Annotated in this window: 11 protein-coding genes; 7 read left to right on the top strand and 4 right to left on the bottom strand. The window is 74.5% G+C overall.

Annotation, left to right across the window (positions count from 1 at the left end):
- Positions 1–115: 115 nt before the first annotated feature.
- Together K7G60_RS05225 and K7G60_RS05220 are read left to right on the top strand one after the other, a co-directional pair.
- The gene (locus tag K7G60_RS05225) at positions 116–667 is read left to right on the top strand and encodes a helix-turn-helix domain-containing protein (RefSeq protein ID WP_225799599.1); all 552 of its coding nucleotides are present in this window, start codon (positions 116–118) and stop codon (positions 665–667) included.
- 13 nt (positions 668–680) lie between these two features.
- Positions 681–1,466 (top strand): helical backbone metal receptor, encoded by a 786-nt coding sequence (locus K7G60_RS05220; protein ID WP_225799598.1) that lies wholly within the window; start codon positions 681–683, stop codon positions 1,464–1,466.
- On the opposite strand, the gene K7G60_RS05215 is transcribed toward K7G60_RS05220, so the two are convergent.
- Positions 1,393–2,553: a TDT family transporter gene (locus tag K7G60_RS05215; protein ID WP_225799597.1), complete on the bottom strand. Its 1,161-nt coding sequence runs from the start codon at positions 2,551–2,553 to the stop codon at positions 1,393–1,395. The genes K7G60_RS05220 and K7G60_RS05215 overlap by 74 nt on opposite strands.
- Before the next feature lie 70 nt (positions 2,554–2,623).
- On the opposite strand from K7G60_RS05215, the gene K7G60_RS05210 reads away from it, so the two are divergent.
- From K7G60_RS05210 to K7G60_RS05195, 4 genes are all read left to right on the top strand, one after another.
- Positions 2,624–3,565, top strand: coding sequence for a LysR family transcriptional regulator (locus K7G60_RS05210; protein ID WP_225799596.1), 942 nt, complete (start codon positions 2,624–2,626; stop codon positions 3,563–3,565).
- A gap of 240 nt (positions 3,566–3,805) precedes the next feature.
- Positions 3,806–4,186 (top strand): hypothetical protein, encoded by a 381-nt coding sequence (locus K7G60_RS05205; RefSeq protein WP_225799595.1) that lies wholly within the window; start codon positions 3,806–3,808, stop codon positions 4,184–4,186.
- A gap of 86 nt (positions 4,187–4,272) precedes the next feature.
- On the top strand, positions 4,273–4,854 hold the full coding sequence (locus K7G60_RS05200) for a carbonic anhydrase (protein ID WP_225799594.1): 582 nt from the start codon (positions 4,273–4,275) through the stop codon (positions 4,852–4,854).
- Positions 4,855–4,865: 11 nt separating this feature from the next.
- Positions 4,866–6,347 (top strand): SulP family inorganic anion transporter, encoded by a 1,482-nt coding sequence (locus tag K7G60_RS05195; protein ID WP_225799593.1) that lies wholly within the window; start codon positions 4,866–4,868, stop codon positions 6,345–6,347.
- Between the two features lie 464 nt (positions 6,348–6,811).
- Here the strand turns inward: K7G60_RS05195 and K7G60_RS05190 are convergent, their stop codons facing one another.
- Positions 6,812–8,440, bottom strand: a complete 1,629-nt coding sequence (locus tag K7G60_RS05190) for an amidohydrolase (protein ID WP_225799592.1) — start codon at positions 8,438–8,440, stop codon at positions 6,812–6,814.
- A 403-nt stretch (positions 8,441–8,843) separates the two neighbouring features.
- A complete protein-coding gene (locus tag K7G60_RS05185; RefSeq protein WP_225799591.1) occupies positions 8,844–9,551 on the bottom strand; it encodes a TetR/AcrR family transcriptional regulator in 708 nt (235 codons plus the stop codon).
- 67 nt (positions 9,552–9,618) lie between these two features.
- Here K7G60_RS05185 and K7G60_RS05180 point away from each other — a divergent pair, with 67 nt between their 5' ends.
- Positions 9,619–11,055, top strand: coding sequence for a cytosine permease (locus tag K7G60_RS05180; RefSeq protein WP_225799590.1), 1,437 nt, complete (start codon positions 9,619–9,621; stop codon positions 11,053–11,055).
- 93 nt (positions 11,056–11,148) lie between these two features.
- On the opposite strand, the gene K7G60_RS05175 is transcribed toward K7G60_RS05180, so the two are convergent.
- Positions 11,149–11,832, bottom strand: a complete 684-nt coding sequence (locus K7G60_RS05175) for a gamma-glutamyl-gamma-aminobutyrate hydrolase family protein (RefSeq protein WP_225799589.1) — start codon at positions 11,830–11,832, stop codon at positions 11,149–11,151.
- Between the last annotated feature and the right edge of the window lie 26 nt (positions 11,833–11,858).

The following is an 11,858-nucleotide window of genomic DNA, read 5'->3' as shown; positions in this document are numbered from 1 at the left end:
GTGGTCGCCGAGCGTGTTCGGCGGCCGCCCCTTTTTCGGCACGACGCGAAACCCCGCCCCAAAGCTGCGTAAGGTTCAGGTAACCGACCGGTACGAGCAGAGGGAGGGAGCCGACGTGGACGAGAAGGAAGCACCCCGCGTGGGCGCGGCCGTCAAGAGGCGCCGCAGAGCGCTCCAGCTGACCCTGGCCGTCGTCGCCTCCCGCAGCGGCCTGTCCGTGCCCTTCCTCAGCCAGGTCGAGAACGACCGCGCCCGCCCCAGCCGCCGGTCCCTCGAACTCGTCGCCGAGGCCCTGGAGACCACGGCCGGCGAGCTCCTCGCCGCCGCCGAGGCCTCCCGCACCGTCGACGTCGTACGGTCCGGGGACCACTCGCCCGGGCTGCCTCCGGGCGTCCGTGCGCTGGTCCGCGGCCGCCACCAGCTGCACGCCCTGGAGTTCACCGGCGAGCAGGACGCGGGCCGCGAGTTCCAGCACCGGAACGACGAACTCCTCTACGTGGCCGACGGCGCCGCCGAGGTCGAGGCCGAGGGCCGGGCCCACCGGCTCGGCCGCGGCGACACCCTCTACCTCTCCGGCGGCGTGCGGCACCGCTGGCGCGCCACCGAGCCCGGCACCCGCCTCCTCGTCGTCGCCGTCGGCGACCACGTCGAGGCCGAGGTGGAGTGAGGATCCCGTCCTGATGAGAGTCGTCTCCCTGGTGCCGTCCCTCACCGAGGCCGTCGCCGTCACCGCCCCCGGCGTCCTCGTCGGCGCGACCGACTGGTGCAGCCACCCCGCCGACCTCGACGTCGTCCGCATCGGCGGCACGAAGAACCCCGACGTCGCGGCGATCACCGCGCTCCGGCCCGACCTCGTCATCGCCAACGAGGAGGAGAACCGCGCCCCCGACCTCGCCGCCCTGCGGGCCGCCGGACTCGACGTCCTGGTCACCGAGATCCGCACCCTCGACCAGGCGCTGCGGGAACTGGAACGGGTCCTGGCCGCCTGCGGCGCGCCCCGGCCGCGCTGGCTCGACGAGGCGGAAGCCGCCTGGGAGTCCGTCGCGCGACTCGGGCAGAGGGCCGCGGGGGAGTCCGTCGCACCGCCCGGACAGGAGGCCGCCGGGAAGTCCGGCGCACCGCTCGGGCCGGTCACCGCCGTCGTGCCGATCTGGCGGCGACCCTGGATGGTGGTCGGCCGCGACACCTTCGCGGGCGACCTGCTCGCCCGCCTCGGCGTCCGGAACCTGTACGCCGATCACCCCGAGCGCTATCCACGCGTCCCGCTCGACGAACTCCGCGCCTCCGCCCCCGATCTCGTCGTCCTGCCCGACGAGCCCTACCGCTTCACGCGCGACGACGGCCCCGAGGCCTTCCCCGGGACCCCCGCCGCCCTCGTCGACGGGCGCATGCTCACCTGGTACGGGCCGTCACTGGCCGAGGCTCCGCGGGCACTGGCCCGGGCCCTGCGAGCAGCGCGCCGCTGAACAACCCGCGCAGGGTGTGGAAACCGGCCAGCAGCCAGGCCGCCACGAGGAACGCGTACAGCCCGATCGCCAGCCACCGGAACGCGGCCAGACCGGTGTGCCGGGCCAGGCCCTCGGCACCGGTCACGCAGGTCCCGACCGGGAAGGTGAACGCCCAGAAGGTCATCGCGAAGCCCATGCCCCGCCGCCGTGCCCGCAGCACCATCGCCCCGGCGAGCGCCAGCCACAGCAGCGCGAAGCCCGTCACGGGGACCCCGTAGAGGACGGCGAAGACGGCGAAGCCGTGGGCGTACGGGGCGGGCAGCACGCCCGCGGCCGTGTCGGCGAACTTGTTCGCGGCGGTCGTCGACTGGCCCAGCGGACCGAGGACCAGGAAGAGGGTGGGAGTGAGCGCGAGCGGCAGCGGGCCGCCGGTGACGAGCCGTCCGAAGACCAGCGGCAGCATGACCAGGGTGGCCAACAGGCTGACGCCGAACAGTGCGTGACACCCGATCAGCAGGGTCTGCCGACCCTCCCCGGCGGGCAGATGGGGCAAGAGCAGCGGGCCGAGCGCGGCGGACACCATGGGGGCGACCACCGGCAGCAGCCACACCGGCGACGCGCTCTCGATCCGGTGGTGCACCACCATGAGGTACGGGACGCCCACCGCGGCCACCAGGCCGATCGAGGTGCCGGCGGTGAACAGGACGGCGTCGACGGCGACGGCCGCCGGAAGCCCGATCCAGTCCCGGCCCACGATCACCGCCCCGCCCCCGACCGCGAGCAGCGCCATCGACAGACAGCCGTAGAACGGCGCCATCGCCGGGTCCATCAGATGGGCGCGGGCCCGGTCCCGGTGGCGGGCCCAGTGCGCGGCGCGGGCGGTGACCAGGACGAGCAGCATCGCGAGCGACAGGGCCCAGACCGCGGCGCAGGCCGTGCGGAGACCGGGGACGTCCAGCGGGAGGGCGGCGCCCGCGTTGGCGACGATGGCCGTGCCCATCACGGAGGCGTACCAGTTGGGTCCGAGGTGACGGACGGAACGGGTCGCCCGGGCGCCGGGGGTGGTGGCGCTAAGGGCGGGAAGGGGAGGTGCGAGGCTTGCCATGTCCCGATCGTTTCGCGCCGAAACGGCCCCCACCAGGGACGTTGTGACTATGAGGCCATAAGCTGACTTTATGAGCAGTGAGCCGGGCCGGACACCGACCCCCTTCCTCCACCGGGGCCTCTCCCACCGGGTCCCGGACCTCGGCGCGCTCGAACTCCTCCTCGCCGTCGCCCGGCACGGGAGCCTCGGCGCCGCCGCCCGCGAGGTCGGGATCACCCAGCCCGCCGCCAGCAGCCGCGTCCGCTCGATGGAGCGGCAGCTCGGCGTGGCCCTGCTCGACCGCTCGCCCCGCGGTTCCCGGCTCACCGACGCCGGCGCCCTCGTCACCGACTGGGCGCGGCGCATCGTGGAGGCCGCCGAGGCCTTCGACGCGGGCGCACAGGCGCTGCGCGGCCGGCGGGACTCGCGGCTGCGGGTGGCCGCGTCCATGACGATCGCCGAATACCTGCTGCCGGGCTGGCTGATCGCGCTGCGCGCCGAACGCCCCGACACCGCCGTGTCGCTCCAGGCCGGGAACTCGGCTGCCGTCGCGGAACGCCTCCTCGCGGGCGAGGCGGACGTCGGCTTCGTCGAGGGGCTCGCCGTGCCGGACGGCCTCGACGGCGTCGTCGTCTCCCACGACCGGCTCGCGCTCGTCGCCGCGCCCTCCCACCCGTGGGCCAGGCGCCGCAGCCCCCTCGACCCGGCGGAGCTGGCCACGACCCCACTGGTCCTGAGGGAACGCGGCTCGGGCACCCGGCAGGTCCTCGACGCGGCGCTCTCCGCGCACGGCGGGCTCGCGCAGCCGCTCCTCGAACTCGCCTCCACGACCGCGGTGAAGGCCGCGGCGGTGAGCGGGGCGGGGCCCGCGGTGCTCAGCGAACTCGCGATCACGGAGGAGCTGGCGTCGCGGCGCCTCGTCGCCATCCCGGTGGAGGGGGTGCTGCTCCGCCGCGACCTGCGGGCGGTGTGGCCGACGGGCCACCGCCCCACGGGCCCGGCGCGGGACCTGCTGTCGCTGACGCGCGGGTAGAAACGTCTCGCCGGCGACCGGCGCTCCGGGGAGCTTCGCCATTACACGGTCGGCGGCCGGCGCTCAAGAGTCGGTCCGCGTCAAATATCTTCGGGTTTTCGGGCTCGCTCCCGCGCGTAACGTTCGCTTAACCCTGCAAGCGACTTTGCTGAGTTATCGTCTCCTTGACTGGTCGTTGACCAATCGTTGGTGATCCCTAGACCTGGCGAATCGCCCCGGGGGAGGCATATGCACCGAGCAATGACGGTCTGGACGGGGCTTTCGACCCTCGCCCTCGTCCTCGTCGCCCTCCAGCTCATCACCACCACCTCCTTCGCAGTCGCACACACGAGCCGGCACGCCGTGGCCGAGGCGCCGCTCGGAACGAAGTCCTCCGGGGCGGCCTCCTACGACGAGGCCGTCACCTGTCACGACGCCGAGCCGCCGGGAGACCCGATCGGCCCCCCGCGCACCCGCGACCGCCACCGCACCGCCGGCAAGCCGGCCGCGTCCGAACGTCCTTCGCCGCTGCGCCCCGCCCCGGCCACACCCCGGCCGACCACGCGCGGTGCCGCGGATCCCTCCTCGGCGAAACCGCCCGGCCTCCACTCCACGGCTGCACTCCAGGTGTTCCGCTGCTGATCGTCGGAGCGGCCCTCACCACCCCGCACACCTGCCCCTGCACACCCGACGCGTCACCACGACGCGCCAGGAGGAGCCACCACACCATGCAACCCCTCATCGACAACGCGCGTACCTTCGGACAGCGCCCTGAGGAGTTCGCCCGACTGGCCGAAGGCCAGTCCCCCGAGGTCCTGTTCATCACCTGCGCCGACTCCCGGGTCGTCCCCGCCCTGATCACCGGAGCCCGGCCCGGCCAGCTCTTCGAGCTGCGCACGGCGGGCAACATCGTCCCGCCGTACGGCTCCGGCACCCCGACCGGCGAGGCCGCCACCATCGAGTACGCCGTGGAGGTCCTCGGCATCCAGCACATCGTGGTCTGCGGCCACTCGCACTGCGGCGCCGTGGGTGCCGTGGTGCGCGGCGACGACCTGGACACCGTCCCCGCGGTGCGCGACTGGCTCGCGCACGCCGCGGAGGAGCCCCGGTGCGCCGACCCGGCCGACCCGACGGTCGCCGAAGCCGTGCAGCACCACGTCCTGACGCAGCTGCTGCGGCTGCGTTCCTACCCCTGTGTCGACAAGGGCCTCGCGTCCGGGCGGCTCAGCCTGCACGGCTGGTACTACGAGGTCCACACCGGGGCCGTACGCGAGCACCGCGCGGACACCGACGCCTTCGAAGCGCTGTGAGGAAGGCCGAGATGACGAACTTCCCTTACTTACGCCAGGACTTCGCCGCCTCGCTCGTCGTGTTCCTCGTCGCCCTTCCCCTGTGCGTCGGCGTCGCCGTCGCCTCGGGCGTCCCGGCCGAGCTCGGACTCGTCACCGGCATCGTGGGCGGCATCGTCACCGGTCTCATGCGGGGCAGCAGCCTGCAGGTGTCCGGACCGGCGGCGGGGCTGACCGTGCTGGTCTTCGAGGCCGTCACCGAGTTCGGGCTCGCCACGCTCGGTGTGATCGTCCTCGCCGCCGGGGTCCTCCAGCTGGCCATGGGCGCCCTGAGGCTGGGGCGCTGGTTCCGGGCGATCTCCGTCGCCGTCGTCGAGGGCATGCTGGCCGGCATCGGTCTGGTGATCATCGCCGGTCAGCTGTACGCGGCGGCCGGCCTGAAGGCTCCCGCCTCCGGCGTCGACAAGATCCTGGGGCTGCCCGAGGCCGTCTTCGGCGCCTTCGGCAGCAGCACGGCGCCGGCCTCGCTCGCGGTCGGCGCGGGCACCATAGCCGTGATGGTGGGGTGGAAGCACCTGCCGGAGAAGGCGCGGACCGTGCCGGGCGCGCTCGCCGCGGTGATCCTGGCGACGGCGGTCACCCTGGCGTTCGGCCTGCCGGTGGCCACCGTCGAGGTGAACGGCCTGATCGGTTCCGTCCAGCTGCCGGGCGCCGACGCCTTCGGCGAGCTGGCCGATCCGGCCGTCCTGGGCACGGTCCTCGCCTTCACCCTGATCGCCTCCGCCGAAAGCCTGTTCAGCGCCGCCGCGGTGGACCGGCTGCACGACGGTCCACGCACCCAGTACGACAAGGAGCTCATGGCGCAGGGCGCGGGCAACACGGTCTGCGGTGTGCTCGGGGCCCTGCCGATGACCGCGGTCATCGTCCGCAGTTCCGCCAACGTGGCGGCGGGCGCGAAGACCAGGGCGTCCCGCGTCCTGCACGGCGTCTGGCTGCTGCTGTTCGCGGCGCTGCTGCCGGGGACACTGGCGCTGATCCCGCTGCCGGCGCTCGCCGGCATACTGATCCACGCGGGCTGGAAGCTGATCCCGTTCCGCGGGGTCGCGACGCTGTGGCGGGGGCACCGGGGCGAGGCGCTGATCCTGGTGGCGACGGCCGTCGCGATCGTCACCGTGAACATGTTCGAAGGCGTGCTGATCGGGCTGGCCCTGTCCGTGGCCAAGACCGCCTGGGAGACCTCGCACGTCAGACTGGAGGTCATCGACAAGGGCGCGGGTCCGCTCCAGGCGCATCTGTCGGGCAACGCCACCTTCCTGCGGCTGCCGAAGATACTCGACAGCCTGGAGGCGCTGCCCCAGGACCGACCGATCGTGGTCGACGTCTCCGGTCTGCACCACCTCGACCATGCCTGCCGCACGGCCCTGGAAACGTGGGCCGAACGGCACAGTGCGGCCGGTACGGAACCCGTGAGGGTCACCGAGCCGGTGAAGGTCGCGTCCCCCGAGCCGGCCTGACGCCACCTCCGCTCCCGCCGTCCGTTGTGGGCAGTCGTTCGGCTGGGCGGTGCCCACCTCCGCTCCCGCCTCCGTTGTGGGCATGCGTTCCGCTGGGGCAAGGGGGTCCCCCCCTGCTCGAGCGGAGCCGAGAGCTCGGGGGAGGGCGGGCGCAACGGAACGGCGCCCTTGCCGGCGCCCGAGGCTCACGCGCCTGAACCCGCACCGGGCCGTGCGCCGCACTCGTGGTGCGGGTCCAGGCGCGGAACGCGGAGGCGCCGCTGAAGGGCGCCGTCCCGTGTGCCCACCCGTCCCGCCCCGCGGGACGACTGCCCACACGGGCGGGGGCACCGCCCCGCCAGGCGCGAGCCCGCACGGGCGGGGCACCGGCCCGGCGGGCGCGGCCACACGGCGGGTGGGCGAGGGGCACCGCCCCACCGGACGCGGGCCGCACGGGCGGAAGCGCGGGGCGTGACTCGGACCCGTCAGAGGTCCGTCGCGCGGAACGTCACCCGGCCCGACACCGCCGTCAGGCGGACCGGGACGTCCGCGAGTTCCGTCGACGGGGTCGTCAGGGGGTCCGCCGCCAGGGCCGTCAGGTCGGCGCGGTGGCCGACGGCCAGGCGCCCCGCCTCGTGCTCCTCGCCCGCCGCGTACGCCGGCGCCGTCGTCATGCCCCGCAGCGCCTCCAGCGGCGTGAGCGCCTGCTCCGGTCCGTGCGGCGCCTGGCCGAGGTCGCGGCTCGGGCGCCGGTGCCGGGCCCCGGCCATCACGCCAAGCGGCGGGAACGGCGCGATCGGCCAGTCCGAGCCGAGGACCACGGTCGCCCCCGAGTCCGACAGGTCGCGGCAGCGCCACGCGCGCGCGGCGCGCTCCTCGCCGAGCCGCCGCGACCAGTTGTCGGTGTGGTCGGCGCGGGTGAAGTCGCAGCAGTGCGTGGGCTGCATCGACGCCAGGACGCCCAGCTCCGCGAAGCGGCGCAGCGTGTCGTCCGGCACCGTCTCGATGTGCTCGACCCGGTGCCGTATCCCGCCGTCCCCGTCCGCCCGCGCCTTCTCGACGGAGTCCAGGACGTGCCGTACGGCCGCGTCGCCGATGGCGTGCGTCGCGGTGGCCACGCCCGCCCGGTGCAGCTCCCCGATGATCCGGGTGTACGCCTCGGGGTCCGGCCAGAACGCGTGCGTGGACTCGCCGTGGCAGTCCGGCCGTTCCAGCCACGCCGTGCCGTTGTCGATCGTGCCGTCCATGAAGAGCTTCACGCCGGCGACCCGCCACAGCTCCCCGCCCGTGCCCTGCTGCTCGATCAGCGCGCGTACGCCGTCGGCGTCGGTACCCGGCTGGCACCAGGGCGCGACCCGGAGCCGCAGCGGCAGCTCGCCGGCCGCGTCGAGCTCCCCGTACAGCGCGAGGCTGTCGCCGTTGGCGTCCATGGCGTGACCGCCGGTGAGGCCCGCCGCCGCCATGGACCGCAGCGCCGCCGCGAGCCGCTGCCGGCTCTCCTCGCGCGTCGGCCGGGGGGCGACCCGCTCGACCAGTTCGCAGGCGGCGTCCTCCTGCAGCAGTCCGGTCGGGCGTCCATCGGCGTCGCAGACGACCTCGGCGGAGGCCTGGTCGAAGGTGCGGGGGCCGTCGACTCCGGCGAGTTCGAGGGCCCGGCGGCTGGCCAGGGCCGAGTGCGCGTCGAAGAGCAGCAGGAAGGCCGGCACCCCGTCGAGCACCGCGTCGAAGGGGGCGGTGCCGACGGGCCGGTCGCCGAAGACGTTCGGGTCCAGACCCCAGCCGAAGAGCCACCGCCCGCGGTCGAGGGACCGCACCTCGCGCGCCAGCGCCTCCCGTACGTCGTCGAGGTCGGCGCAGTACGACAGGTCGAGGCCGTGGGTGAGTTCGGCGCCGGAGACGGGGTGCAGGTGGCCGTCGACGAAGCCGGGGGTGACGACGGCCCCCTTGAGGTCGACGACGGTCGTCGCCGGACCGGCCGAGGCCCGGATCTCGCGGTCGTCGCCCAGGGCGGAGATCCGGCCGTCGTCGGAGACGGCGAGCGCGGTCTCCGGCAGGAACGCCCCCGTGCCGGGGTCGAGCAGACGGGCGGAATGCAGGACGAGTCGGGTGCGCACGATGGCTCCAGGAAGGGTGCGGGAGGCGGTCGGGGTGGGTGGGGGGCGGGGGGTCGGAGGGCGGGGGGTGAGGCCGGTGGTGGCGTGGGGCGGTGGCGTCGGGACCGTGGGCGGAGCGACGGTCGCCGGCGCGACCCGGTACCGCCCGCTCGCGGGGCGGTCGGCGTTGGTCGTCGATGGTGCTCGTCGGCGCGGGCGGCCCGGTACCGCTCGTAGGCGGGGGCACCCCGGCGTTGGCCGTCGGTGCCGCTCGCCCGTGGGGACGGCCCGGTACCGCTTGCCCATGGAGACGGCCCGGTGCCGTTCGCCGACCGCGGCGCGGTCGGCGAACGGCCGCAGGTGTCGCCTCCCGGTGGGCCCGCGGGCGCCCCGCTCCCCTCGCCCGGCAGTGAGCTCCCGCGCGTCAGCGTGGCTCGGTCGGCTCGGCCGACTCGGTGGCCTCGGCTGCCTCCGCGCGCTCGGCCCCCTCCTCGCCCGGTGGCGGTACGTCGGTCAAGGCGCCGTACGGCAGGCCCAGTTCCCGTTCCGCCGTCGTCACCGCCATCCGCGTCACCGCCTCCGGGCGGTTGCTGCGGTCGGTGTTGGCGTGGGCGCCGAGGCCGTCGAGGACCACCAGGATCTGGATGGCCGCCGCGCGCGGGTCGTCCGTCCGGAACTCGCCGCGCTCGACGCCCTCCCGGATGAGTCCTTCGAGGCGGTCGTCGGAGGCGAGCTCCTGCTCGGCGACCCGGTCGCGGAGCACGGGCCGGTAGCGGCTGAGGTGGCGGGCGTTGATCCAGAGACGGCTGATGTCGTCGTACGCCTCTCCGGCCGAGAGGGCGAAGTAGCGCACGAGGTACTGCGTGGGCGTCCCGTCGGGGCGGTCGGCGGGCAGCAGGGCGTCGAGCTCGCCGGTGGAGGCGACGCTGAACGCCTCGGCCACCAGGTCCTCCGCCGAGGGGAAGTAGTGGCTGATCAGCCCGGGTCGCACGGCGAGCTCGTCGGCGACGCGCCGGAGCGTGACGCACTCCAGGCCCTCGGTGAGGGCGACGCGGGCCGCGGTCTCCACGATCTCCGCCCTACGGGCCTCGGGAGTTTTCCGAATTCTCTTGCGCTGGACGCTTGACGGCATACCGGCGATGCTATTGAGTGTGCGACCAATAAGCAACCAGGTGGGCTACACGCATCCGGAGGGCCGCATGGCTTCCACGATTCCCGACCCCGGCGCCGCCCGCGCCGAGGTCACCCCGCCGGCCGCCGACCGGCCCGGCCGCATCGAAGCCCACGGCATCGATCACATCCCCGACGGCGAGCGCCACGGACACCCGCGCGAGCTCTTCTCCGTGTGGGCCGCGGCGAACGTCAACTACCTCAGCCTCGTCATCGGAGGCGCCCTCGTCCTGATGGGCCTGAGCCTCTGGCAGGCCGTCGGCGTGATCGTCGTGGGCAACCTCTTCTGGGTGCTGACCGGGCTCCTGGCCACCTCGGGACCGGCCGCGGGCGCGCCGAGCGAGGTGATCACCCGCGCCCTGTACGGAGTCATCGGCAACCGGGTGAACAACGCCGTCGGCGGCTGGCTCGTCTCCGTCTGCTACTTCGCGCTCAACCTCGCGGCCGCCGCGACCGCCGCCTTCGCGCTCGTCGAGAAGACCGGCGTCACCGCGAACGTCCCCGTCAAGGTGGCGGTGATCGTCGTCATCGCCGCGCTCACCCTCGCGATCAGCGTCTACGGCCACGCCCTGATCATCAAGCTGTACCTGCCCATCACCCTGGCCCTGGCGGGTGCCTTCACCGTCGTCGCCCTCGCGGTCCTCCGCCACGCCGACTTCTCGTACGCGCCCGCCGAGCCGGCGGCCGGCGCCGGCCTCTGGGCCCTGCTCGTCGCGGGCGTCACGATGATCGCCTCGGGCCCGCTCTCGTACACGACGAGCGCCGACTTCTCGCGCTACCTGCCGCGTACGTCCTCGCCGGCGGCGATCGCCGGGTGGACCGCCCTCGGCGCCTTCGTCCCCAGCGTCGTGGTCAGTTCGCTGGGCGCGTTCGCCGCCACGGCCGTCGACATGACCGACCCCCAGAACGCGCTGCAGGAGATCCTGCCGGGCTGGTTCGTGCCCGTCTTCCTGCTCGCCCTGATCCTCGGCACGATCTCCATCAACGCCCTGACCGCGTACAGTGCCGGACTCGCCCTCCAGGCCGTCGGCCTGCGCATCCGGCGTACCGTCAGCGTCCTCTTCGACGGAGCCGTCGCGGTCGCCCTCACCCTCTACGGCCTGCTGGTCTCCAACTTCCTGGACACCGTCAGCAACGCCCTCCAGGTGATCGTCGTCCTGATCGGCCCCCTCATGGCCGTGTACGCCACCGACATCCTGCTGCGCCGCAACCGCTACGACGGCCGCGCGCTCTCGGACGAGACCCCCGGCAGCCCCTTCTGGTTCACCGGCGGCGTCAACTGGGCGGGCGCCCTCTCCCTGATCGTGGGCGTGGCCTCGGCCGCCCTCTGCGTCAACACGCTCTACACCGGGCCGGTCGCCACGGCGCTCGGCGGGGTCGACCTCTCCATGCCGGTCGGCATGACCGTCGCCGCGGGCCTGTACGTGCTCCTCGGCCGCCGCGCGGTCACGGCGACGAGCGACTGAGCCGCGGGGCGGCGGTCACCCGTCGCCCCCTCGCCCCCGAGCCGCGGGGCGGCCGGAGCCCACCCCGGCCGCTCCGCACCCCTTCCGGCGGGGCTACCGGCCCGCCGCCGCCTCCACCAGGCCGCGCATGACGCGCAGGTCCTCGCCCATCTCCGGGTGCCACTGCACCCCGAGCGCCCAGGCCGGCGCGGCCAGTTCCACGGCCTCCACCGTGCCGTCCTCCGCGTGCGCCGAGGCCGCGAGCCCCGTGCCGAGGCGGTCGACGGCCTGGTGGTGGTAGGTCGGGACCTCGGTGAGTCCGGGCACCAGCGAGGCGTACCGCGTGCCCGGCACCGGCTTCACCGCGTGCCGGCCGATCACGCCGACCGCCTCCACGTGCCCGTCCAGGTGCTGGACCAGCGTGCCGCCGAGCGCCACGTTCAGGAGCTGCATGCCCCGGCAGATGCCGAGCAGCGGGGTGCCGGAGGCCAGGGCCGCGTCGATCAGGGCCAGTTCCCAGGTGTCCCGGGCGCGGGCCGGCGGACCGGTGCGGGGGTCGGGCTCGGCCCCGTACCGCACGGGTTCGACGTCCGCCCCGCCCGCGACGACGAGCCCGTCGAGCCGGGCCACGACCGCCGCCGCGTCCTCGGGGCCGCCCGGCGGCAGCATGGCCGCGAGCCCGCCGCTCTCCCGTACGAGACGCGGGTACTGCGCCGGGAGCAGCGCGGCGGTCATGTCCCACACGCCCCAGCGCGCCTGGTCCAGGTAGGTGGTCACGCCGATGAGCGGCTTGGTCACGGAACTTCCTCCAGAGGTGCGGAGCA

Origin of the sequence: Streptomyces sp. NK15101 (genome assembly GCF_020400725.1) — a bacterium.
Classification (GTDB): Bacteria; Actinomycetota; Actinomycetes; order Streptomycetales; family Streptomycetaceae; genus Streptomyces.
The sequence above is the reverse complement of the archived record's forward strand: the minus strand, read 5'-3'. Positions and strand labels throughout refer to the sequence as shown.

Coding starts and splice junctions, on each gene's coding strand:
- K7G60_RS05205 (WP_225799595.1), top strand. CDS start 3,806: ATGACGGTCTGGACGGGGCTTTCGACCCTCGCCCTCGTCCTCGTCGCC.
- K7G60_RS05185 (WP_225799591.1), bottom strand. CDS start 9,551: ATGCCGTCAAGCGTCCAGCGCAAGAGAATTCGGAAAACTCCCGAGGCC.
- K7G60_RS05220 (WP_225799598.1), top strand. CDS start 681: ATGAGAGTCGTCTCCCTGGTGCCGTCCCTCACCGAGGCCGTCGCCGTC.
- K7G60_RS05180 (WP_225799590.1), top strand. CDS start 9,619: ATGGCTTCCACGATTCCCGACCCCGGCGCCGCCCGCGCCGAGGTCACC.
- K7G60_RS05200 (WP_225799594.1), top strand. CDS start 4,273: ATGCAACCCCTCATCGACAACGCGCGTACCTTCGGACAGCGCCCTGAG.
- K7G60_RS05195 (WP_225799593.1), top strand. CDS start 4,866: ATGACGAACTTCCCTTACTTACGCCAGGACTTCGCCGCCTCGCTCGTC.
- K7G60_RS05210 (WP_225799596.1), top strand. CDS start 2,624: ATGAGCAGTGAGCCGGGCCGGACACCGACCCCCTTCCTCCACCGGGGC.
- K7G60_RS05215 (WP_225799597.1), bottom strand. CDS start 2,553: ATGGCAAGCCTCGCACCTCCCCTTCCCGCCCTTAGCGCCACCACCCCC.